20 protein-coding genes and 1 other RNA gene are annotated in these 23,647 nt (G+C 69.3%); 11 read left to right on the forward strand and 10 right to left on the reverse strand.

Annotated elements, in window-relative coordinates; all coding sequences use genetic code 11:
• Nucleotides 1-222 precede the first annotated feature (222 nt).
• A complete protein-coding gene (locus E0497_RS05320; protein ID WP_137723739.1) occupies nt 223-1,605 on the forward strand; it encodes a dicarboxylate/amino acid:cation symporter in 1,383 nt (460 codons plus the stop codon).
• Nucleotides 1,606-1,624: 19 nt separating this feature from the next.
• Here E0497_RS05320 and E0497_RS05325 read toward each other — a convergent pair whose 3' ends face one another.
• A complete protein-coding gene (locus E0497_RS05325) occupies nt 1,625-2,860 on the reverse strand; it encodes an SLC13 family permease (protein ID WP_137723740.1) in 1,236 nt (411 codons plus the stop codon).
• Nucleotides 2,861-2,882: 22 nt separating this feature from the next.
• Nucleotides 2,883-3,413, reverse strand: coding sequence for a DUF1697 domain-containing protein (locus E0497_RS05330; protein ID WP_137723741.1), 531 nt, complete (start codon nt 3,411-3,413; stop codon nt 2,883-2,885).
• Between the two features lie 77 nt (nt 3,414-3,490).
• Here E0497_RS05330 and rnpB point away from each other — a divergent pair.
• Together rnpB and E0497_RS05340 are read left to right on the forward strand one after the other, a co-directional pair.
• Nucleotides 3,491-3,905, forward strand: an RNA gene (gene rnpB / locus E0497_RS05335) — RNase P RNA component class A.
• Nucleotides 3,906-4,315: 410 nt separating this feature from the next.
• Nucleotides 4,316-4,498 (forward strand): hypothetical protein, encoded by a 183-nt coding sequence (locus E0497_RS05340; RefSeq protein WP_137723742.1) that lies wholly within the window; start codon nt 4,316-4,318, stop codon nt 4,496-4,498.
• Nucleotides 4,499-4,521: 23 nt separating this feature from the next.
• On the opposite strand, the gene E0497_RS05345 is transcribed toward E0497_RS05340, so the two are convergent.
• The 4 genes from E0497_RS05345 to panB form a co-directional block, all read right to left on the reverse strand.
• A complete protein-coding gene (locus E0497_RS05345; RefSeq protein WP_137723743.1) occupies nt 4,522-5,412 on the reverse strand; it encodes a CHAD domain-containing protein in 891 nt (296 codons plus the stop codon).
• Nucleotides 5,413-5,468: 56 nt separating this feature from the next.
• Nucleotides 5,469-6,425, reverse strand: coding sequence for a prolyl aminopeptidase (gene pip, locus E0497_RS05350; RefSeq protein ID WP_137723744.1), 957 nt, complete (start codon nt 6,423-6,425; stop codon nt 5,469-5,471).
• 3 nt (nt 6,426-6,428) lie between these two features.
• Nucleotides 6,429-6,872: a hypothetical protein gene (locus E0497_RS05355; protein ID WP_137723745.1), complete on the reverse strand. Its 444-nt coding sequence runs from the start codon at nt 6,870-6,872 to the stop codon at nt 6,429-6,431.
• 79 nt (nt 6,873-6,951) lie between these two features.
• Nucleotides 6,952-7,797 (reverse strand): 3-methyl-2-oxobutanoate hydroxymethyltransferase, encoded by an 846-nt coding sequence (gene panB / locus E0497_RS05360; protein WP_137723746.1) that lies wholly within the window; start codon nt 7,795-7,797, stop codon nt 6,952-6,954.
• A 260-nt stretch (nt 7,798-8,057) separates the two neighbouring features.
• On the opposite strand from panB, the gene E0497_RS05365 reads away from it, so the two are divergent.
• From E0497_RS05365 to E0497_RS05380, 4 genes are all read left to right on the forward strand, one after another.
• Nucleotides 8,058-8,900, forward strand: coding sequence for a type IV toxin-antitoxin system AbiEi family antitoxin domain-containing protein (locus tag E0497_RS05365; RefSeq protein ID WP_241665718.1), 843 nt, complete (start codon nt 8,058-8,060; stop codon nt 8,898-8,900).
• Nucleotides 8,901-8,999: 99 nt separating this feature from the next.
• Nucleotides 9,000-10,568, forward strand: coding sequence for an alpha/beta hydrolase (locus tag E0497_RS05370; RefSeq protein ID WP_137723748.1), 1,569 nt, complete (start codon nt 9,000-9,002; stop codon nt 10,566-10,568).
• Nucleotides 10,569-10,636: 68 nt separating this feature from the next.
• A complete protein-coding gene (locus tag E0497_RS05375) occupies nt 10,637-11,977 on the forward strand; it encodes a glutamine synthetase family protein (RefSeq protein WP_137723749.1) in 1,341 nt (446 codons plus the stop codon).
• A complete protein-coding gene (locus tag E0497_RS05380; RefSeq protein WP_137723750.1) occupies nt 11,974-14,988 on the forward strand; it encodes a bifunctional [glutamine synthetase] adenylyltransferase/[glutamine synthetase]-adenylyl-L-tyrosine phosphorylase in 3,015 nt (1,004 codons plus the stop codon). The genes E0497_RS05375 and E0497_RS05380 overlap by 4 nt, the downstream gene beginning before the upstream one ends.
• 3 nt (nt 14,989-14,991) lie before the next feature.
• On the opposite strand, the gene E0497_RS05385 is transcribed toward E0497_RS05380, so the two are convergent.
• Complete coding sequence (locus E0497_RS05385; protein WP_137723751.1) at nt 14,992-15,678, reverse strand: GntR family transcriptional regulator; 687 nt, start codon at nt 15,676-15,678, stop codon at nt 14,992-14,994.
• Between the two features lie 172 nt (nt 15,679-15,850).
• Here E0497_RS05385 and E0497_RS05390 point away from each other — a divergent pair, with 172 nt between their 5' ends.
• From E0497_RS05390 to E0497_RS05400, 3 genes are all read left to right on the forward strand, one after another.
• On the forward strand, nt 15,851-16,972 hold the full coding sequence (locus E0497_RS05390; protein WP_137723752.1) for an endonuclease/exonuclease/phosphatase family protein: 1,122 nt from the start codon (nt 15,851-15,853) through the stop codon (nt 16,970-16,972).
• A 379-nt stretch (nt 16,973-17,351) separates the two neighbouring features.
• Nucleotides 17,352-17,855, forward strand: a complete 504-nt coding sequence (locus tag E0497_RS05395; RefSeq protein WP_137723753.1) for a C40 family peptidase — start codon at nt 17,352-17,354, stop codon at nt 17,853-17,855.
• A gap of 95 nt (nt 17,856-17,950) precedes the next feature.
• The gene (locus tag E0497_RS05400) at nt 17,951-18,940 is read left to right on the forward strand and encodes an NADPH:quinone reductase (protein WP_241665719.1); all 990 of its coding nucleotides are present in this window, start codon (nt 17,951-17,953) and stop codon (nt 18,938-18,940) included.
• A 69-nt stretch (nt 18,941-19,009) separates the two neighbouring features.
• Here the strand turns inward: E0497_RS05400 and E0497_RS05405 are convergent, their stop codons facing one another.
• Nucleotides 19,010-20,260 (reverse strand): Fic family protein, encoded by a 1,251-nt coding sequence (locus E0497_RS05405; RefSeq protein WP_241665720.1) that lies wholly within the window; start codon nt 20,258-20,260, stop codon nt 19,010-19,012.
• Between the two features lie 358 nt (nt 20,261-20,618).
• Nucleotides 20,619-22,055 (reverse strand): type I glutamate--ammonia ligase, encoded by a 1,437-nt coding sequence (gene glnA, locus E0497_RS05410; protein WP_137723755.1) that lies wholly within the window; start codon nt 22,053-22,055, stop codon nt 20,619-20,621.
• Nucleotides 22,056-22,292: 237 nt separating this feature from the next.
• Here glnA and E0497_RS05415 point away from each other — a divergent pair, with 237 nt between their 5' ends.
• Entirely contained in the window at nt 22,293-22,769 is a 477-nt protein-coding gene (locus E0497_RS05415) for an RDD family protein (protein ID WP_137723756.1), read from the forward strand.
• Nucleotides 22,770-22,873: 104 nt separating this feature from the next.
• On the opposite strand, the gene E0497_RS05420 is transcribed toward E0497_RS05415, so the two are convergent.
• Nucleotides 22,874-23,629, reverse strand: a complete 756-nt coding sequence (locus tag E0497_RS05420; protein WP_137723757.1) for a DUF4191 domain-containing protein — start codon at nt 23,627-23,629, stop codon at nt 22,874-22,876.
• Between the last annotated feature and the right edge of the window lie 18 nt (nt 23,630-23,647).

Here is a 23,647-nt window from a genome sequence, read left to right on the forward strand (position 1 = left end):
GCGTAGTGTGTCCAATGTGAACGCCCTGCTGACCTGTCGCCGTTGGGTCGACAACTGTCTGCAGTCGAGCGCGGTCTGTCGCTTCTGACGACGCCCGACCTCTCGTGTCCGGGCCGGCTCCCGGAAATCCCGTGTGATGTCCCGGTGCCCCGCGTGTCCCCTGCGTCCTTTCGGAGACCACGCACCGCCGTGCGCTCCCCGTTGTCACCCTGAAAGGCCCTCATGTCGGCCCCCACCCTCGACGCGCCCCGGCGCGCCCTGCCCACGTGGGCAACCTCGTTCGGACCCCAGATCGTCGCCGGTCTGATCCTCGGCATCGTCCTCGGGCTCGTCGCCCGTGCCATGCCGGACGCCGCCGACGGCAACCCGAACTGGCTCGTCGGCACCGTCACCACCATCGGCTCGAGCTACGTCGGGCTGCTGACCGTGTCGGTCATCCCGCTGATCTTCACCGCCGTCGTCTCCTCCATCGCGAACCTGCGCAACGTCGCCAACGCCGCCCGACTGGCCGTGCAGACGCTGCTGTGGTTCGCGATCACCGCGTTCGTCGCCGTGCTGATCGGTATCGCGGTCGGTCTGATCACGCAGCCGGGCGCCAATACCACCGTCGACGCCGCCACCGCGACCGAACCGAAGTCCGCCGGGTCGTGGTGGGCGTTCCTCACCGGACTCGTGCCGCAGAACTTCCTGGGCCTGGGCGCCCGGACCACCGTCACCGAGAGCGCGTCGGGCGCCCTGAGTGCAACCACGTCGCTGAGCTTCAACGTGCTGCAGCTGCTGGTGGTCGCGATCGCGATCGGTATCGCCGCCCTCAAGGTGGGGGAGAAGGCCGAGCCGTTCCTGAACTTCAACGCCGCCCTGCTCGCCATCGTGCAGAAGGTGCTGTGGTGGATCATCCGGCTCGCCCCGATCGGCACCGCCGCGCTCATCGCGAAGGCCGTCGCCACCTACGGCTGGGACGCGATCGGCCAGCTCGGCATGTTCACACTCGCCATCTACATCGGTCTCGCGATCGTGTTCTTCGGCGTGTATCCGGCGATCATCCGCATGCACGGCCTGTCGGTGAAGAACTTCTTCTCCGGGGTGTGGCCGGCCACGCAGCTCGGTTTCGTCTCCCGCTCCTCGATCGGCACCCTGCCGTTGACCGAGCGGGTCACCGAACGCAACCTCGGTGTGCCGCGCGAATACGCGTCGTTCGCGGTGCCGCTCGGCGCCACCACCAAGATGGACGGCTGCGCCGCCGTCTACCCGGCGATCGCCGCGATCTTCGTCGCCCAGTTCTACGGCATCGACCTGGGCCTGACCGACTACCTGCTCATCATCGTGGTGTCCGTCATCGGATCCGCGGCCACCGCCGGCACGACGGGTGCGACGGTCATGCTCACCCTGACGCTGTCGACGCTGGGCCTGCCGCTCGCCGGTGTCGGACTGCTGCTCGCCGTCGAACCGATCATCGACATGGGCCGCACCGCGGTCAACGTCACCGGCCAGGCACTCGTGCCGACCATCGTCGCCAAGCGCGAGAAGATCCTCGACGAGACGCTGTACAACGCGCCCCGGCAGGGCGACCCGTTCGCCGACGAGGACCTCGTCGCCGCCCGCTGAGCGGTGTAGGGGAGCAGCCTCACAGCACCAGCCACACGCAGATCGTCGCCGCGACGACGGCCACGGGAGTGGTGACCAGCCCGAGCACGGTGAACGTATCGAGTTCGGGCCGGTCGCCGTTCGCGGACGCCACCCGACGCCACAGCATCGTCGCGAGCGAGCCCACGTAGGTGAGGTTCGGGCCCAGATTGACGCCGATCAGCATCGCCAGCACCAGCCCGGTCGGGGCGGCGGGACCCAATGCGGCCAGGAGCAGCAGCGTCGCCGGCAGGTTGTTGATCAGGTTCGCGGCGATCGCGGCGACCGCCGCCGTCGCGAGCATCCCGACCAGGCTCGCGTCGGTCGGTAGTCGGTCCGTGAGCCAACTGCCGACCGGCCCGGTCGCGACTCCGGCGACGACGACCGCCAGCGCGAACACGAAGCCGCAGAACGGCAGGTCGGCCGCCCGGGCGAGGCGCCGGGGCTCGGTGCGGCCGTCCTTCAGGGCTACCACGCCCAGGACCGCGGCGGCCACGGCGGCCGTCACCGCCGGCGCGACCCCGACGAGGCCGCCGAACGCGAACCCGAACAGGGCCAGTACGAGGACGGCCAGAGCGAGCACCGGTGCCGGTCCCGCCGGTCGTGGGGTATCCGGTGGTGCCGGCGGTGCCGGTGCCGAGACCAGGTCGCGGCGGAAGAACACCACGAACACCGCCAGTTCGATCAGGAGGGTCACGAGCCACGGCAGCGCCATCACCGCAGTGAAGTGAACGAACGTCAGACCGGTCGCCGAGAACGCGATCAGATTCGTCAGATTCGACACCGGCAGCAGCGTCGACGCCGAATTCGCCAGGTGCGCCGTCGCATACGCATACGGGCGGGGTGACACCCCCAGCGTCCGGGCGGCCCGCAGCACGACCGGCGTCAGCAGCACCACCGTCGCATCCAGGCTCAGCACCGCCGTCGTGACCGCGGCGACCGCGAACACGGCCACCAGCAGACGGCGTGGGCCGCCGGACCGGGTGAGGAACGACGCCACCCACGCGAACACCCCGAGCGCATCCGCCAGATGCGCGAGCACCAGGATCGCCGCCAGGAACGCGACCGTCGGCGCCAGCACCGTGATCTCGTGCCACGCCCGCTCGGGCGGCACGATCCCCGCAACGAGGACGACGGCCGCCGCCGGTGCGGCCGCCACGATCTCGGGCAGGCCGCGCGGCCGCACGATCGCGAACACCATCACGGCGGCCACCAGCAGCACCGCCACGATCGTCACCGACGCATGATGCCACGCCGGGTCAGGCCAGCAGTTTCACCAGGGTCCGCAGATTGCGGGTCGTGGTCACGGCCTTCGGCTTCGGCTTGCCCGTGGACTTGCCGAACGGGCTGTCGAGGGTCCGGCCGCGTTCGACCTCCCAGTACACGACGCTCTCCCCGGACTGGATGCGTTCGATGTCCGGGTCGAGGACCGGATGGTCCGCGAGCAGACCCGCCGCCACGCCGGGATCGGTGGTGAACAGCACGTACGGATGCCGCCCGTCGCGCTCCGGATCGAACGGGTACGCCTCGACGATGCGCCGGAGCGTGTCGACGTCGACCACGATCACCCACGCCTCGTAGCCGAACGCGGACCGCAACGCGGACTCGATCGTCGGCTTCAGTGCGGCGGTGTCGGTGTCGGTGGTGGCGTCGAACAGCACGTTGCCGGTCGCCAGCACCGTCTTCACGTCGTCGAACCCGAGGTCGACGAACACGCGCCGCAGATCGGCCATCGCGATACGGATACCGCCGACGTTGATGCCGCGCAGCAGCGCCACGTAACGGGTCATGCGCCGACGATAGTGCGGGCCACCGACACCGCGGGTTCGGAACCGGAGCGCACACACAGTATTGTTTCCGGTGCGGACGAGTTGGCCGGGCGGCCGCGGCAGAGGGAACCGGTGTCCGACGTGATGCCAGGCCCGACGCCGAGGAAAGTCCGGACTCCACAGAGCAGGGCGGTTGCTAACGGCAACCCGAGGTGACTCGCGGGACAGTGCCACAGAAAACAGACCGCCGACGCGTGAGCGTCGGTAAGGGTGAAAAGGTGCGGTAAGAGCGCACCAGCACCCCGGGTGACCGGGGTGGCTCGGTAAACCCCGCCCGGAGCAAGGTTGAAGGCCGCACCGGTGACGGTGCGGCTGCGCAGGTGTTCGAGGGCTGCTCGCCCGAGCCTGCGGGTGAACCGCTCGAGGTACCCGGCAACGGTGTGCCCAGATGGATGGTCGCCACCCGACGCCTCGCGTCGGGGACAGGATCCGGCTTACACGCCGACTCGTCCGCCCACACTCGAATACGGCGAAGGCCCCCGGAGGAATCCGGGGGCCTTCGCCGTGGCTCTGCGGCGTCCGTGTCCTACTGGAAGAATCCGCCGATCGGATTGATCATGAGGAGCTTGGCCCAGTGCTCGGCGTCGGCCTTGCCGAGGTAGGGGAGCAGGGTGTCGAAGATGATGTAGGACATGCCGGACTCCGATCTGTGACGCAGGCGCGTCGGTACGAAACTGACAGGGTGCACCGGTGCTTCGGTGACGCGAAAGCGTCGACGCGAGTGCGCCGTACGCGCAGAGAGTAGCAGTCCGAGTCGCTTTGTCACAGATGTACGTACTGCACTCTTCGCGTCGCTGCGAATCGGCTGTGCCGGTGACCCGGATGCGGCCGTACCCGAACCCCGGTCGAGGCACACTGGAGACATGAGTGACGACGATCAGTGGTACTTCGACCTGTCCGACGGCTCGGTGTCCCAGGGGCGGACGGGGGACGTGTTCACCCGGATGGGGCCGTACCCCGACCGGGCGACCGCCGAGCAGGCATTGCAGATCGCGGCCGCACGCAACAAGGCGGCCGACGCCGTCGACGACGAGTGGAACAACTGACCGACCGGTTCCGGGGCCGACCGTCACCGCCGGAACCCGAGGTGCCGGTAGGCCTTCCGGATCGCCCGTACACGGCCCGGTAGTTCGTCGGCGGCCCGGACCGTGCGCGCGCGGTCGGCGGCGTACAACACGCCGTACGCGAACGTGTCCTCGTCGTCGGCGCGGGCACGGGCCACCGCATCGAGGATCCGGGCGCGGGCCAGCACCCCGTCCTGGTGGGCGCCGAGCAGCGTCTGCAGCGACTCGGCCGCGGTCGCGAGAGCCGCCGCCGACGGTTCCGCATCCGAGACGGCTTCGGCCGCGTACCGCACCTTCTTGGCGCGCTTGCGAACCCGGTGCAACGCGGCAGCAGTGTCGTCTGCGCCGTCGTCCACATCCGGTCGGCCCGGAACCTTCCGGTACGCCGTGCGCAGCTGCCGGTACGCCGCATCCAGGCCGCCGCGCACCGTCGAACCCTCAGGAACCGGGTGATCGCCGGACGTGACCTCGTCGAGCAGTGCGCACAGTGCCGCGAACCGCGGACCGTCGAACACCTCGAGGATGCGGGCGTGCGCCGCCCGGTACATGTCCTCCTGCACCCCGACCAGACGCTGGTGCACCGACCCGAGCAGCAGATCGGGCGGCTGCGCATCGATCAGGTCGCCGAACCGTCCGGCCAGGACCTCGGCGTCGCGGGCCGCCCCGAGAATACCGCCCAGCCAGCGCAGTTCACCGCGCACCGTCACGGTCGCGGCGGGCGGGAACGCGTCGGAGAACGTGCCGAGCAAACTGCGCATCCGCCGCGCCGCCACCCGCATCCGGTGCACCGAGTCGGGGGCGTCGGCGCGCACATCGGCCACGAGCGACACGAGCCGCTCGTAGTGCCGTCGAGTCGCCGGAACGATCACCCCGGAGACCGTCGTCCCCGCTGCCACACGTCCAGGTCTACCAGCGCGGCAGCGGCCCGTCGACCGGCACCGGGCCGGAATCGTCACGGCCGGAAGCGGTCCGTCGCCTCGATCAGACGATGCGTGATCCCCGGCTCCGACGCGGCATGACCGGCGTCGTCGACGAGGTGCAACACCGACCCCGGCCACACCCGATGCAACTCCCACGCGCTCGCCGCCGGACAGACCACGTCGTAGCGGCCCTGCACGATCACCCCCGGGATCGACGCCAGCACGGCGGCGTCCCGCAACAGCTGCCCCTCGTCGAGGAAGCCGGCGTTGCGGAAGTAGTGGTTCTCGATCCGTGCGAACGCCAACGCGAACCGCGGCTCCGCCGTCTGCTCGACACGGTCGGGATGCGGCAGCAGATGACTCGTCGCACCCTCCCACGTCGACCATGCGACCGCCGCCTCCAACGCCACGTCGGGATTGTCGGCGTGCAGCAACCGGTGATACGCCTCGACGAGGTCACCGGACCGTTCACCCGGCGGGACGGGGGCCAGGAACTGCTCCCACCGCTCCGGGAACAGGAGTCCGGCCCCACCGTTGTAGTACCAGTCGACCTCGCTGCGGCGCAGCAGGAAGATCCCCCGCAACACCAGTTCGGTCACCCGCCGCGGAAACCGCTGCGCGTACGCGAGCGCCAGCGTCGACCCCCACGAGCCGCCGAACACCTGCCAGCGGTCGATACCGAGGGTCGTGCGGAGCGCCTCGATGTCGGCGATCAGACGGTCGGTGGTGTTCACCGACAGATCCGCACCCGACGCGACGTGCGGGGTGGAACGCCCGCACCCGCGCTGGTCGAACAGCACGATCCGGTACGCGTCCGGGTCGAAGAACCGACGGTGCGCCGGATCGGTGCCGCCACCCGGGCCGCCGTGCAGGAACACCACCGGCTTGCCCGACGGATTCCCGCTCACCTCCCAGTACACGTGCTGGTCGTCCCCGACCGGCAGGAACCCGGTCTCGTGCGGGGAAATCGGCGGATACAGCGTCCGCACGACTCAGAACCCGATCAGCGCCGACGCCAGCGTCGGAACCTCGAGCGCATACAGGGCGCCGTCGTGCACCTGCGGGCACTGCTCCGACATGATCGTGTCGACCTGCCCGCGATCACCCGCCAGCTTCAACAGATCCACACCGTTCGCGGTGGCCCACGAGACCACCGCGGTGTTCAGTCCGGCCTTGCCGATCGTCGGCGTGTACGTGCGCCAACTCTGCAACTGCCCGTCGATGTCACTGCACAACTGCGTGACCTGCTCGCCGGAGACACCGAGCGTGTTCCCCGACGACGGTGCCGGCGTGCCGGCCGTCGGCTGCACCTGGGGTGCCGTGGTGTGCGCGGCGGTGCCGGGCGCAGGGGTGTCACCACCAGTGGAGCATCCGGTGGCCAGCGCGGCCAGGGCAGTGGCGGTCGCGAACACGACCGCGAGACGACATCCGGTCATCTGAGGCTCCTCAATGTAGGTGCTGTGCGCCTTTTTGGTAGTGGTAGCTACCAAAAAGGCGCACAGGCAGCGCAACTGCCTAGAAGCTGTGTTCGGGCCCGGGGAAGGTGCCGGCGGCAACCTCGGTGGCGTAGGCGGTGGCCGCGTCCCGCAGGGATGCGCCGACCTCGCCGAACCGCTTGACGAACTTCGCTGTCTTTCCGCTGGTGAATCCGGCCATGTCCTGCCACACCAGTACCTGCGCGTCGCATTCGTTGCCGGCGCCGATGCCGACGGTGGGGATGGTCAGTTTGCGGGTCACCTGGCCGGCGATGTCGGCGGGCACCATCTCCATGACGACGGAGAATGCGCCCGCCTCCTGGACGGCGATGGCGTCGGCGACGAGTTGTTCGGCGCCGTCCCCTCGGCCCTGCACGCGGAAACCGCCGAGACTGTTCACGGACTGCGGGGTGAAACCGATGTGTGCCTGCACCGGGATGCCGGCGGCGGTCAGGGCCGCGATCTGCGGGGCCACCCGCTCACCGCCCTCGAGCTTCACGGCGTGCGCCTGGCCCTCCTTCATGAACCGGAAGGCGGTCTCGAGTGCCTGCTGCGGTGACGCCTCGTAGCTGCCGAACGGCAGATCGGCGATCACCAGGGCGTTCGGGGCGCCGCGGACCACGCCGCGGACCAGCGGCAGCATCTCGTCGATCGTGACCGGGACGGTGGTGTCGTAGCCGTACACCACGTTCGCGGCCGAATCGCCGACGAGCAGCACGGGGATACCGGCTTCCTCGAAGAGGCGGGCGCTGGAGTAGTCGTAGGCGGTCAGTTCCGCCCAGCGGGTGCCCTCGGTCTTCATCGCCTGCAGGTGATGGATCCGGGTCTTGCGCTTGGGTGCGCCGGAGGGGGTGGCGGAACCGCCGTAGACAGCGTTCTCGGACATCGTTGTCCCTTTCTGGCCTCGAGGCCCGCGTTGCGGGTCCCCGGGTGGGGTGCTGACGACCACAGTCTGCCACCGGCCGGGGGTGCGACGAAGGGGGCGGCGGGTGCGGTTCGTCACACCCCTGCGAGTGCATCCGGGAAGGATCGGCCCCGGGTTCCGGGGCCGATCCTTCCCGGACGGGGCACCGGGTGGAACCGTTCGGCGTCCAGTGCGTCGAAACGGATATGGGCAGACCGAGCGATCTCCGCGCCCACCGCATCATGGCGAGACAGGACGGTGTGGTCAGCCTCGCGCAGGCAGTCGAGGCGGGCATGAGCACGACCGCCGTCGACCGGCGGGTCAGCGGCGGCGACTGGCGTCGACTCGACCGCGGCGTGTTCATCCGCGCGGACCGCACCCACACCGCCGCCGTCGAACTGCGGGCGGCGGTACTCGGCGCGGGCGCGGACGCCTGCGCGTTCGGTCCCAGCGCGGCATGGTGGCACGGACTGCTGGACCGCGCTCCCCGCGAACAGTGGGTCACCGTCCCCCGCGGGCGATGCCTGCAACGGCAGACGCCCTGCCGGGTCCGGCGTCGCACACTGCATCGCCTGGATGTCTCGACGGTCCGCAGCCTGCGGGTGACATCGCTGCCGCTGACCGTCCTCGAGGCGGCCGTGGCGTTGCCGAAGGGATCGGTGTCGATGGACCGTGCCCTCCAACGGCACACGACGCTGCCGATCCTCGCGGCCGTCCACGAACGCAACCCGGGTCGACGGGGTGCCGCCGCGGCGGCGCGCCTGCTGCGCTCGGCGGGTGAGGGCGGCGCGTCCGAGGCTGAACGGATGCTGCTGCGGTTGCTGCGCGGTGCCGGGCTGGCGGGGTGGCGACCGCACGTGACCAGTCACGGCTACGAGATCGACGTCGCGTTCGCGCGCCGCATGGTTGCGGTGGAGGTCGACGGGTGGGCGTGGCATCGCGGGGTCGAACGGTTCAACCACGACGCGGCCCGGCAGAACGTTCTCGTCAACGCGGGCTGGCACGTGCTGAGGTTCACGTGGCATCACCTGGTGCACGAACCGGAGAAGGTCCTGGCGCAGATCGTTACGGCTCTCGACCGGTGAGGTTCCGGGATCGGGAAGGATCGGCCCCGCATTCCGGGGCAGATCCTTCCCGGATCGCTCCCACCGGTGCCCGGTCCGGTGCGTGGCACGATCGAGGGCATGTCGACACGACCGCGCACAGTCCTGGCCTCGGCGATCGGGGCGGTGGTCGTGCTGGCGGCCGGGTGCGGCTCGGGAACCGCGCCGGACGTGGCCGGGACGCCGGTGGCGGCGCAGCCGGCGGCGGGGGCCGGGGAGATTCCGGCCGGGCTCGAGGAGTTCTACACGCAGCAGATCGGGTGGGGGTCGTGCGACGACTTCGCGACCGACGGCGAGGAACTCGGCCGGGCACTCGAGTGCGCGCAGGTGACGGTTCCCCTGGACTACGCGAACCCGGGCGGCGACACCGTCGAGTTGGCGCTCTCTCGGTCGACGGCGACGGCGACGGGTGCGCGGATCGGGTCGCTGCTCGTCAATCCGGGCGGGCCGGGCGCGTCGGGGTTGGCGCTCGCGTCGATCGCGGACGGCACGGACGTCGCGGAGCGGTTCGACGTGATCGGCTTCGATCCGCGCGGGGTGGGGGCGTCGACGCCGCAGGTGCGCTGCCTGACGCCGCAGGAGACCGACGCCCGCCGCGCGGAACCGGACGTCGACACGAGTCCGGCGGGGATCGCCCGCAGTGAGGACCGTAACCGGGCGTACGCGGCGTTGTGTGCGGAGCGGTCCGGGTTGCCGCTGCTCGCGCACGTGGGGACGCGGGAGGTGGTGCGGGACCTGGATGTGATCCGGTCGGTGCTCGGCGACGCGAAGCTCAACTATCTGGGTCTGTCGTACGGCACCCGGATCGGCACCGAGTACGCGGAGACCTTCCCGCGGAACGTGCGGGCGATGGTGCTCGACGGTGCTCTCGACCCGGAGCAGGATCCGGTCGAGGAGGTGGTGGCGCAGGGTGCCGGGTTCCAGGCCGCGTTCGACGAGTTCGCCGCCGAGTGTGCGCGGGCCGCCGACTGCCCGCTGGGCACCGACCCGGCCGGCGCGAACGCCCGGTTCCGGGCCCTGGTCGATCCGCTGATCGAGCGTCCGGCGGCGACGACGGATCCGCGGGGCCTGAGTTACGGCGACGCGATCACCGGGGTGCAGCAGGCGCTGTACTCGCCGAACCTGTGGGGGTCGTTGCGCGGCGGGCTGAATCAGGTGGCGGCGGGCCGCGGCGACACGCTGCTGCTGCTCGCGGACCTGTACGAGGGCCGTCTCGGCGACGGCAGCTACACGAACCTCGAGGACGCGTTCAACGCGGTCCGCTGTGTCGACGACCCGCCGGTCACGGACCGTGCGGTGGCGGGGGAGGCCGACACCCGGTACCGGCAGGCGGCCCCGTTCCTCGACGACGGCCGCGGTACCGGCAACGCCCCACTGGACGTGTGCGCGTTCTGGCCGGTCCCGAACACCGGTGCCCCGCACGCAGTTTCGGTGGAGGGGCTGCCGCCGATCGTCGTCGTCTCGACGACGCAGGATCCGGCGACGCCGTATCAGGCCGGTGTCGATCTGGCGAAGCAACTCGGGGGATCGCTCGTCACGTTCCGTGGTGCGCAGCACACCGCGACGTTCGACGGTCGGCCGTGCGTCGACGACCCGGTGGCCGCGTACTTCGTCGACCTGACCGTGCCCGCGCCCGACCTGACGTGTTGACCGGGATCGGCCGAGACGAATTTCACGAAGTAACACGGATGTAACGCGGCATGCCTACGCTCGCGCGTATGGATCGCCAAAAGGAATTCGTGCTTCGCACCCTCGAAGAGCGCGATATTCGGTTCGTCCGATTGTGGTTCACCGACGTCCTCGGCTACCTCAAATCGGTGGCGATCGCGCCCGCCGAACTCGAGGGCGCGTTCGAGGAGGGCATCGGTTTCGACGGGTCCGCGATCGAGGGCTTCTCACGGGTGTCGGAGGCCGACACCGTCGCCAAGCCGGACGCGTCGACGTTCCAGGTGCTGCCGTGGGCGCACAACGACGGCGCGCAGCACTCGGCGCGCATGTTCTGCGATGTCGCGATGCCCGACGGCACCCCGTCGTGGGCCGATCCGCGGCACGTGCTGCGCCGCCAACTGGGTAAGGCCGGCGATCTGGGTTTCTCGTGCTACGTGCACCCGGAGATCGAGTTCTTCCTGCTCGAGAACGGTCCGCTCGACGGGACCCCGCCGATCCCGGCCGACAACGGCGGCTACTTCGACCAGGCGGTGCACGACAGTGCCCCCAATTTCCGGCGGCACGCGATCGACGCGCTCGAGTCGATGGGGATCTCGGTGGAGTTCAGCCACCACGAGACGGCACCCGGCCAGCAGGAGATCGACCTGCGGTACGCGGACGCACTGTCGATGGCCGACAACGTGATGACGTTCCGGTACGTCGTCAAGGAGGTCGCGCTGCGGGAGGGGGTGCGCGCGTCGTTCATGCCGAAACCGTTCGGTGAGCACGCCGGATCGGCGATGCACACCCACATGAGCCTGTTCGAGGGCGACACCAACGCGTTCCACAACCCGGACGACCCGATGCAGTTGTCGGCGACCGGCAAGGCGTTCATCGCCGGAATCCTCGAGCACGCCAACGAGATCAGTGCGGTCACCAACCAGTGGGTGAACTCGTACAAGCGGCTCATCCACGGCGGCGAGGCGCCGACCGCGGCGACGTGGGGTGCGGCCAACCGGTCGGCGCTGATCCGGTTGCCGATGTACACGCCGAACAAGGCGTCGTCGCGTCGCGTCGAGATCCGCAGCCCCGATTCGGCGTGCAACCCGTACCTGACGTTCGCGGTGCTGCTCGCGGCCGGTCTGCGGGGCATCGAGAAGGGTTACGAACTGCCGCCGGAGGCGGAGGACGACGTGTGGTCGCTCACCGACGCCGAACGCCGGGCGATGGGGTACCGGCCGCTGCCGGGCAGCCTCGCGGAGGCCCTGCGTGAGATGGAGCAGTCCGAACTGGTCGCCGAGGCGCTCGGCGAGCACGTCTTCGACTTCTTCCTCCGCAACAAGCGGCGTGAGTGGGAGGAGTACCGCAACCAGGTCACGCCGTTCGAGTTGAAGGCCTACCTCGGACTGTGAGGCCGCCGCACGCGCGTTCGGCCGTCCCCGGTGCGGGACGGCTCGGCCTGATCGAACCCACCGCCCCCGCCGAACTCGGGGTGCTGGGCTGGTCGAACCTCGACGGTGTCGAACTGTTGTGGGCGTTGTCGCGGGCCGCGAACCCGGACCTCGCGTTGCGGACGCTCGTCCGGTTGCAGGAGGCGGCGGGGGGGTCGTGGGGTGACCTCGACGCCGCACTGCGCACCGACACGGGCTTGCGCGGCAGGCTGTTCGGGCTGATCGGCGCGTCCACCGCGTTCGGCGACCATCTGGTGGCGGAGCCGGAGTCGTGGCGGCTGTTGGCCGGGGACATGCGCCTGCCCACGCGGGCGGAGATGACGGCGACGATGCTCGGGTGCGTCGACGCGGTCCCCGAGACGGGGCCGCACGCGTCGGAGCTGCTGTACCGGGCCGCGGTCACCGGGCCGGATGCCGTTGCGGCACTGCGCACGTGCTACCGGGATCAGATGATGGTGCTGGCCGCCGCGGACCTCGCCGCCACCGTCGAGAACGAGCCCGCCGTCCCGTACGAGACCGTCGGGCAACATCTGTCCGACATGGCGGATGCCGCCCTCACCGCAGCGTTGGCGGTGGCCGTCGCGACGGTGTGCCCGGATGGCCCGTGCCCGGCCCGGATCGCGGTCATCGCGATGGGCAAATGCGGTGCGCGGGAACTGAACTACGTCAGCGATGTCGACGTGGTGTTCGTCGCCGAACCGTCGGATGCGGTCTCGAGCCGCATTGCCGGCGAGATGATGCGTATCGGCTCGACGGCGTTCTTCGACGTCGACGCCGCCCTGCGCCCGGAAGGTAAACGCGGCGAACTGGTCCGCACTCTCGACTCGCACATCGCGTACTACAAGCGGTGGGCCAAGACGTGGGAGTTCCAGGCGCTGCTCAAGGCCCGCCCGATGACCGGCGATCTCGACCTCGGCCGGCAGTACACCGAGGCCGTCGCCCCGATGGTGTGGGTGGCGTCCGAGCGCGACGACTTCGTGCCCGAGGTGCAGGCGATGCGCCGCCGCGTCGAGAACTCGGTGCCCCCCGCACTGCGGGAGCGGGAACTCAAACTCGGTCGCGGCAGCCTGCGTGACGTCGAATTCGCCGTCCAGCTCCTGCAATTGGTGCACGGGCGGGCCGACACGTCGCTGCGGGTCGCGAGCACTCTCGACGCGTTGGCCGCGCTCACCGCGGGCGGCTACATCGGACGCGACGACGCCGCGAACCTGACGGCGTCGTACGAGTTCCTGCGACTGCTCGAACATCGGCTGCAGTTGCAGAAACTCAAACGCACCCACACGCTGCCGCCCGCCGACGACGAGGAGGCGCTGCGCTGGCTCGCCCGCGCCGCCCACATGCGCCCCGACGGCCGCAACGACGCGCTCGGGGTGCTGAACGCGGAGATCAGACGCAACGCGCACCGGGTGCGCCGGCTGCACGCCAAACTGTTCTACCGGCCGCTGCTCGAATCCGTCGCCCGCATCGACAAGGACGCGCTGCGGCTGAGCCCGGACGCCGCGGTCCGGCAGCTCGCGGCCCTCGGCTACTCGGCGCCGCAGAATGCGCTCGGGCATCTCACGGCACTGACCGCCGGTGCGTCCCGCAAGGGCCGGATCCAGGCGCTGCTGCTGCCGACACTGCTCGAATGGCTCGGCGACACACCGGATCCCGACGCGGGCCTGCTCGCATACCGGCGCCTGTCCGACGCCCTCGTCGACGCCACCTGGTTCCTGCGGCTGCTGCGCGACGAGGCGTCCGTGGCCCAGCGGCTCATGACGGTCCTCGGCTCGTCGGCGTACATCCCGGACCTGTTGGTCAAGGCGCCCGACGTGATCCGGCTCTTCGCGGACGGGCCGTCCGGGCCGCGGCTGCTCGAGCCGCAACCCGAGGACGTCGCGCGCGGCATCCTGTCGTCGTCGGCCCGCTACGTCGACCCGGTGCGTGCGGTCGGTGCGGCCCGCTCGCTGCGCCGCTACGAACTCGCGCGCGTCGCGAGCGCCGACGTCCTCGGCATGCTCGACGTCCCGCAGGTGTGCCGGGCGTTGTCGTCGGTGTGGGGGGCGGTACTGGGTGCGTCCCTGGCCGCGGTGGTCCGGGCGAGCGAGGTCGACTCCGGTGAGCCCGCGCCCGCGACGTTCGCGGTGATCGGCATGGGACGGCTCGGTGGCGGTGAACTCGGCTACGGGTCCGACGCCGACGTGCTGTTCGTGTGCGAACCGCGTGAGGGCGCCGACGAGACCCGGGCCGTCAAGTGGGCCAACACGATCGGTGACCGGGTGCGCTCCCTGCTCGGTGCGCCGAGCACCGATCCGCCGCTCGAGGTGGACATCGGACTGCGGCCCGAGGGGCGCAGCGGCCCGCTGGTGCGGACCCTGGCGTCGTACGAGGCGTACTACGCGCAGTGGGCGCAGGCGTGGGAGGTACAGGCGTTGCTGCGGGCGCACACCGTCGCCGGCGACACCGACCTGGGGCTGCGGTTCCTGCACATGATCGACGCGACCCGCTATCCGGCAGGGGGAGTGTCCGAGCAGGCCGTCCGGGAGATCCGGCGGATCAAGGCGCGCGTCGACTCGGAGCGGCTGCCGCGCGGCGCGGACCCGTCCACCCACACCAAACTGGGCCGCGGCGGTCTCGCCGACGTCGAATGGACCGTCCAGCTCATCCAACTCCGGCACGCCCACGAGGTCCCGTCGCTGCACAACACGTCGACCCTCGAGACACTCGACGCGATCGGGGCCGCGGAACTGCTCGGCGAGACCGACGTCGAACTGCTGCGGGACGCGTGGCTCACCGCCACCCAGGCCCGCAACGCGCTCGTCCTGGTCCGGGGCAAGCCCAGCGACCAGCTGCCCGGACCCGGCAAACTACTGGCCGCGGTCGCGCAGGTCGCCGGCTGGCCCGGCGGCGACGCGAACGAGTTCCTCGACAACTACCTGCGCGTCACCCGCCGTGCGAAGGCCGTCGTGCAGCGGGTGTTCGGCGGCGAGTGACGCTCAGCTGCCCGCGAACAGCCGGATCCGCTGTTCGCGGCTGCGCTCGAGATGGCCGCGCATGTGCTCGCGGGCGGCCTTCTCGTCCCGGGCACGGATCGCGGCGAGGATCTGTTCGTGTTCGGTGTTGAGCAGTTCGGGTTCGCCGTAGTTGGACGGCGGACCGCTGTCGTAGATGCGCAACTGCGTGGTCAGGCGCACCAGCAGCGTCATGATGGTGGTGTTGTGGGCGGCCTGCCACAGGGCCTCGTGGAAACGGAAGTTGTCGACCTGGGCGGTGCTGTCGTCGTCGGTGTGGCAGCACGAGTCGTGGAGGCGTTCGAGGCGGGCCATGTCGAGTTCGGTGTGCCGGAGCGCGGCCGACCCGGCGGCCTCCGCCTCGAGGGCGACACGGGCGGCATAGATCTCGATGACGTCCTCGGCGCTGCCGGAGCGGACCCGGAATCCGCGTGCGGCGCGCTCGAGCAGGCCGTCGTGGGAGAGCCAGTTGAGTGCTTCCCGGATCGGGGTGCGTGACGCTCCGTACGTTTCGCTGAGCTGGGTTTCGTGCAGGGCGGCCCCGCGGGGGAAGATGCCGTCGAGGATGTCGGCGCGCAGGCGCAGGTACTGCTTGGACGTCTGATCGGAGCGGCCGGAGGCGCCGGAGGGCAGCAGTATGCCCGGATCCGTCACGTCGTCCTCGTGCGTCATCGTGTCCCCTCTGTCAGGTCTGTCAGGTCTGTCGTCGAACCCCCCGATTATGCCACTGGTGACACACGGATACGACCGGATACGTTTGTGTGCGCTTTGCCTCGAATTGGCGATTCGTTCAGTTCTTCCTGGTGCCATCTGCCGTGCAGGGTGGTAACGAAGGAGAACGATTGTGACGAACGGACTGACGCGGCGACAGGCGTTGAAGATTCTGACCGCGGGCACGGCCGCGGTCGGGGTGGGGGCGCTCGCGACGGCGGCACCGGCCGGAGCCCGGCCCGGACCGGAGATCCGGGTGCTCTCGCTGAACACGTGGCACGGCGGCGCGAAGATCACGAACGGGGCCGACCGGATCGTCGACCTGATCCGGTCGACGCGCGCCTCGATCGTGCTGCTGTCGGAGGCCGGCGACACCACGGCCGAACTCGCGACCCGGCTGGCCGCGCAGGGGCTGCACTTCGAGGCGGCGACGTCGTCGGACACCGGCATCCTGTCGGCCTTCCCGATCGTCGAGACCGGGAAGCTCGACTACATGGTCAAGGCCGTCGTGACCGTCGACGACCTCGAGATCGCGGTGTACGCCGCGCACCTCGAGTACCGGTGGTACGCGACGTACCTACCGCGCGGCTACGGTGGCGGCCACCCGAGCGGGGAGTTCTCCGAGTTCGGCTGGAACAAGCTGCCCGGCGGGCCGGTCACCGACGCCGACACGGTGCTGCGCGTCAACGCGGCCTCGGGCCGCCCCGCCGTGATCGAGGCGTTCCTCGCGGACGCCGCCGCCGAACAGCAGAAGGGCCGGCAGGTGCTCATGGGCGGCGACTTCAACGAGCCCTCCCACCTGGACTGGGCCGCCGACACCCGCGACCTGTACGACCACCACGGGGTCGTGGTGCCGTGGCAGTCCACCCGACTGCTCGAGGCGGCCGGTTTCGTCGACGCCTACCGGGCGACGTACCCGAGCGCCGTGACACATCCGGGCTTCACGTGGCCGTCGGACAACCCGAACGTCGCCGTCTCGGACCTGACGTGGGCGCCCGACGCAGACGAACGCGACCGCATCGACTACGTGTTCGCCGGACCCGGCACCCGGTTGCGGCTGCAGTCCGCGGGGATCGTCGGACCGCGGGAGACCATCGTGCGCAGCGAACGGGTCGCGGAGACGAGCCGGGACAACTTCGTTGCCTCCCCGACGCCGTGGCCCACCGACCACAAGGCGGTCCTCGCCACCTACCGGTGCCTGCCGGCGTCCGGCGGGTTCGGTTCGCTCGGTTCGCTCGGGGGATCGGTGTCCTGATTCCGGCACACCCGCCGCGTCACAGCCCTGCAATCACCGTTGCAGGGCTGTGACCCAGGTCGCCGACGCACCCGATTTCGCCTGTGTGATCGTGACTTGACTGTTCGGTGTGTCCGGGGGTGGGGTGTCGGGCATCACGAACCGGGTGGTCGTGCTGAATGCTGTCAACACATGCATCGATGCAGATGGGGGTGTGTTTCGTGAGGTCGTGTGGTGGTACGGGGTCCGACCGTCCCCGTATACGTGCATCCGGGTTCACGTACCCGGGCGGGTAGTTCTACGGATGTTTCCAATCGATAACAACGGAACTCTGGGTGGTGCCCGAACACCGATAGCACACGATGTCGGACCACCAGCAACACCCCCTGGAGGACCTCGAATGGCCAACCACCGCACGCAGAAGACGACCCGCCTGACCCGCACCACCCGCGGACTGCTGTTCGGAGCCGTCACCGTCGGCGCCCTCATGATCCCCGCCACCCCCGCGATGGCACAGCCGTTCTCGTTCGGCAGCGTCGACATCGCACCCACCCAGGTCGCATCACACGGGCAGGCTGTCGCCAACGCCGCCCAGTCCAAGGTCGGCTCGCCCTACGTGTGGGGCGCCACCGGCCCCAGCTCGTTCGACTGCTCCGGCCTGGTCCAGTGGGCCTACAAGCAGGCCGGCGTCAACGTCCCGCGCACCAGCCAGGCGCAGGTCGGCGGCGGCACCCCGGTCGCCAAGGGCAACCTGCAGCCCGGTGACGTCGTCGCCTTCTACGGCGCCGAGCACGTCGGCGTCTACATCGGTGGCGGCAGCGTCGCCCACGCCCCGACCGAGGGCGACGTCGTGAAGATCTCGCCGGTCGACTCCATGCCGTTCGCCGGAGCCAGCCGCTACTGACCGTCCCCGTCCTTCCCGAGCCCGTCACTCTCCCCGAGTGGCGGGCTCTTCCGCGTCCGGGCCACACTCGGAGGGCATACAGAGAGGAGACGGTGATGTCGTTTCCCGAGACCATGCGGGCCGCGTTCGTCCGGGAGACGGGCGGCGCCATCGAGATCGGGGACCTGCCGGTGCCACGGCCCGGACCCACCGACGTCCTGGTCCGCACGACCGCGTCCGCCGTCGACCGCGTCGACCTGTTCGTCCGCGCGGGCACCTACCGCACCCGCACCCCGTTCCCGTTCGTCCTCGGCCGTGACCTCGTCGGCACCGTCGCCGCGGTCGGCCCGGTCGTCGACGCCGTGACGGTGGGGGACCGGGTGTGGGCCAACAGTCTCGGCCACGACGGACGGCAGGGTGCGTTCGCCGAGTACGCGGTCGTCGCCGCGGATCGGGTGTACCCGGTGCCGGACGGTGTCGCCGACACCGATGTCGTCGCGATCGCCCACACCGGGGCCACCGCCTGGCTCGGACTCGTCCGGGAAGCGGCTGTCCGGCCGGCGGAGACCGTCGTCGTCGGGGGCGCGGGCGGCGGGGTGGGCAGTGCCGCCGTGCAGCTGGCGACCGTGGCGGGCGCCCGCGTGATCGCGACCTGCTCGCCGTCCGACGACGCCTGGTGCCGGTCGTGCGGCGCCGACGTCGTCCTCGACTACCACCACGACGACCTGCACGACCGCATCCGCGACGCGGCCCCCGGCGGCGTCGACGTGTGGTGGGACAACAGCGGCCACCAGGATTTCGTGGCGAGCCTGCCGCTGATGCGCCGCGGCGGCCGGGTCGTCGTCTCCGCCGGACTCGGCTCCGGCACGCACCCGGCCCTGCCCGTCGGCGACATGTACACCCGCGACGTGAGCCTGCGCGGCTTCGCGATCAGCAACGCGTCCGTCGCCGATCTCGCCGACGCGGCCACCGGCGTGTCCCGGATACTCGCCGCAGGACGGATCAGCGCCCGGATCGGCGCCACCTACCGACTGGCGGACGCCGCCGCCGCACACCGGGCCCTGGAATCGGGAACAGTGACGGGACGGATCGTGGTACTGCCGTGACACGAACGATCGACACCCGCACCCTCAGGGGACCCTCCCGTGTGCTGCCCATCCGTTACCTGGAGAGAATCACTCTCTATCCAGTTCGAGGAGCGATACGCCCCGCGCCGTGAGCCGGAAGCGCAGCGGTTTCTTCGTGACCGTCTCGATGATTCCGGCGTCGTCCAGGCGCCGAAGCCGCGGGCGGACGAACTGGCTGGACCGACCCACCGTCTCGGCCAGGGTGTTCAACTTGACGGCGCGGTTCGCATCGAAGCAGTGGGCCTGACCCAGGGTGAACAGGACTGCGCCGATGTCGTTGCTGTCAACCGGCGGCGCCGACTCGCGATCGAGTCCCACGCTCAGCGGAAACTCCTTGTCCTCCACCAGAACGCGGATACGCTCCTCGATCGTCTCGATCGTCTGCCGGCGTTCGGAGAGGTCGAGCAGCAGGCGATGTTGCGCCTCGGCGATGATCTCCAGCATGACGATCAGATAGGGCGTCAGATCTCCGCGGTTCAACGGATTCTCCGCGTCGGAGAACGCCTTGTAGTAGCGATCCTTGTTGTCGGCGACGGTCGCCGACAACGCCAGACTCGCATACGGAGCCAGCACCTGTTTGAGATCCAGTGCGAGAAGGTAGCGCCCGGTTCGGCCGTTGCCGTCGTAGAACGGGTGCGTGTACTCGAAGACGAAGTGCGCGACCACTGCTCTGATCAACCGAGGGATCGAGTCGTCGCGTCCCTGGCTCAGCATGAGTGTCAGCGCGTCGTCGATCGCTGATTCGGGCACCACGCCGGTGTGCACGATCTTGGTCCCTGATGTGATCGACACGGATCCTCGCCGGAACCTCTTCCCGTCGGGGGAGTCCTCCACAGGAATCTCGCCCCGAGTTACCGCGTCGTAGGCGGCCCGGATGTCGTCGAGCGTCTGCGGACTTTCGGCCTGGTTGTTGCCGATGGCGAGGTAGAGTCTCGCCATCTCCGCGAACCGCTTGCGCGAGAGAGGCTGTTCCGACCGCACCATCTCGATGGCCTCGCTGATCTCCTTCCGGGTCGAGCGGACCTGTTCGATCTCGTTCGTTGCCTGGATCTCGTCGATCACCATGTGATACAGGTAGTGGCTGCACGCGCGGTCTGGCAGTCGGTTCCACTGGGCCTGAATCTTCGGCTCGAAGCTCATGATCCGTTCGATCAGAGCTGCGATTTCGGGTGTCATCAGCGCGAACATCGAGTGTTCGCCGATCGGTAGGTCCCAGTGGACAGCGGCGGGAGACTCTCGTCGCGCTCGTTCCTCGGCGTCGGCGCCGGCACGATCTCGTTGGTGGAAGATCGACTTCAACGTCCTGTACGCCATCCAGTCTCTCCTGGTCTCTACATCATGTAGCTATATCACCTAACGGGCTTATTTTATCTAGAGCTGCATCTGGATAAAATAGAACTGCAGAACGGGTGTCGTTTCGCGGCCAACGCTTGCCGTATGGGCGGCGGTGACTACAGCATTCCGAACCGAGACCAGGGCGTTCGCGGGCCGCCTCGGAGTTGCAGAGCAGCATCCCGATGCCCGACGCAGACGAGTCGACCCGCTCTGCGATCGGTTCAGTGATCGCGGAGCGGGCCGACTCGGGGAGTGCTGCGGACGAACTGCGGACGGATGCGGGAAGCGTCACGTAACGCAGCAGGTCAGCGGGTTACGAGACTCAGCAGTCGTAGTACAGGTTGAACTCGTACGGGTGCGGACGCAGGTTGACCGGTGCGATCTCCTGCTCCCGCTTGAGTGAGATCCAGGTCTCGATCAGGTCGGACGTGAACACGCCACCCTCGGTGAGGTAGTCGTGATCCTGCTCGAGACGGTCGATGACCGCGGACAGGCTGGTCGGCGCCTGCGGGATGCCGAGGGCCTCCTCCGGGGGCAGCTCGTACAGGTCCTTGTCGACCGGGGCCATCGGCTCGATCTTGTTCTTGATGCCGTCCAGGCCGGCCATCATCTGCGCCGCGAAGTTCAGGTACGGGTTGCCCGACGAGTCGGGGGCGCGGAACTCGATGCGCTTGGCCTTCGGGTTGTTGCCCGTGATCGGGATACGGACCGCCGCCGACCGGTTGCGCTGGCTGTACACCAGGTTGATGGGGGCCTCGTAGCCCGGCACCAGACGGTGGTACGAGTTGATCGTCGGGTTCGTGAACGCCAGCAGCGACGGCGCGTGGTGCAGGATGCCGCCGATGTACCAGCGGGCCAGATCCGACAGGCCCGCGTAGCCGGACTCGTCGTGGAACAGCGGCTTGCCGTCCTTCCACAGCGACTGGTGCACGTGCATGCCCGAACCGTTGTCGCCGAACAGCGGCTTCGGCATGAAGGTGGCCGACTTGCCGAACTGCCAGCACGTGTTCTTCACGATGTACTTGAACAGCTGCAGGTCGTCCGCCGCCGCGAGCAGCGTGTTGAACTTGTAGTTGATCTCCTGCTGGCCGCCGGTGCCGACCTCGTGGTGGCCGCGCTCGAGCTCGAAGCCCGCGTTCGCCAGGTTCGTCGAGATCGCGTCACGCAGGTCGACGTAGTGGTCGTACGGGGCGACCGGGAAGTAGCCGCCCTTCTCGCGCACCTTGTAACCGAGGTTCGGGGAGCCGTCGGCGTTGCGGTCGTTGCCGGTGTTCCAGGCACCCGACACCGAATCGAGCTCGTAGAACGCGCCGTTCATCGCCGAGTCGTAGCGGACCGAATCGAACACGTAGAACTCGGCCTCGGCACCGAAGTACGCGGTGTCCGCGATACCCGTCGACTTCAGGTACTCCTCCGCCTTGCGGGCGACGTTGCGCGGATCTCGGCTGTACGCCTCCCGCGTGAACGGATCGTGGACGAAGAAGTCCATGTTCAGCGTGCGCGCCTTGCGGAACTGGTCGATCCGCGCCGTGGAGACGTCCGGCAGCAGCGTCATGTCCGACTCGTGGATCGACTGGAAGCCGCGCACCGAGGAACCGTCGAACGCGAGCCCGTCCTCGAACACGTCCTGGTTGAACGCGGACGCCGGGATCGAGAAGTGCTGCTGGACGCCGGGCAGGTCACTGAAGCGAATGTCGACGTACTCGATGTCCTGGTCGGCGATGTACTTGATGACCTCTTCGGCCGTGGAGAAAGCCACGTGTGCTCCTTCAGTCGGTTACCTGCCGGTCGGGTTACGGCGGTGTCGTCGAGGCAAGACGGTAGAGAGCCGGTGTTGCCCACTAATCAAGGTTATGTTTCACCAGTGTTACGCGTCGGTGTTCGGTGGGCATATGCCACGCGAATGTGACCGGACCCACGGTCGTGACTGTGACGCAGTGCACCGATCCGGCCTGGTCCGGGCGGCCCGTGCCCGCCGCCGCCTATCCTGGACGGCATGGCACGTATGACCGGCTCCTGGCTCTCCGGACCCTCCGCGGCACTACCGAAGGATCAGACCGAACCGCAGGCCCACCGCGGTGAACTGCTCGGACTGCCGGCCGACGGCCCCGGAGCACTCTCCACCACCGGCCGCCGCATCGCGGCCCTCGCGATCGACTGGCTCACCTCCGCCGGCGTCGTCCTGCTCCTCATCGGCCCCGCACCCCTCGAGAACCCCCGACTCGGCACCTACACGATGATGCTGTGGTTCGCCGTCGGCGTCGCCTGCGTCACCCTGTTCTCCTTCACCCCCGGCCAGTACATGCTGGGCCTGCAGGTCGCCCGCGTCGACGCCCCCACCAAGGTCGGCATCCTCCGCGCCCTCGGCCGCCAAGCCCTCATGGTGTTCATCGTCCCCGCCGTCATCACCGACGTCGACGGCCGCGGCATGCACGACCGTGCCACCGGCACCGCCCTCGTCCGCGTGCGCTGATTTCGCCGACCCCTGAAAGCCGCTGAAAGCCGCTGAAACGCCGAATGTCACATCGGTTCAGTCCAACTGAACCGATGTGACATTCGGCCATACAGGGGAGTGGGTCAGCGGCGACGAATCGTGCGCTGCATGCCCTTCATCTTCGCGCCGGGGGGCAGGGGGCCCTTGGGCATCGCGGCGCCGGACCGGTTGCCGAGGGCGGCGAGGCGGGCCTCGAGGGAGTCCATGCGCTTGGTGTCGATGTTGCGGGGGAGCTTGTTCAGCTGCTTGGTGAGCTGGGACAGCGGCACCAGGCCGTCGCCGTTGCCGACGACGAAGTCGTAGATGGGGGTGTCGCCGACGAGGCGCGCGGTCTTCTTCTTCTCCTGCGCGAGGAGGCCCTTGACGCGCTGCGGGGAGCCTTCGGCGACGAGGATGACGCCGGGGCGGCCGACGACGCGGTGCACGACGTCGAGTTGGGTGGTTCCGGCGACAGCGGTCTTGACGCGCCACGCGCCCTGCATGTTGTCGAGGGCCCACGCGGCGGCACCGGCCTGCCCTTCGGCCTTGCCGTACACGGTCTTCTGGACGCGCTTGCCGAAGATGATGAATCCGAGCATGACGCCGACGAGCAGGCCGATCGGCAGCAGGAACCACTGGATGCCGAAGATGAGGCCGATCAGGAAGAACACGAGGGTGCTGAGCACCAGTGCGCCGATGATCAGCGGCAGCAGCAGCTTGTCTTCCTTGCGCTGCATCTGGAACGCCTGCCAGAGCTGGGTGCGTCGTTCCTTGGATGCCTGCTTGCGGGCCGCTTTCGCTGCAGCCTTCGCTTCCTTGCTGGGTTTGCCCGCTTTTCCGGACTTACTGCCGTTCGCCATACCTCACAGGATACGTCC

Source organism: Prescottella subtropica, assembly GCF_005434945.1.
Lineage (GTDB): Bacteria > Actinomycetota > Actinomycetes > Mycobacteriales > Mycobacteriaceae > Prescottella > Prescottella subtropica.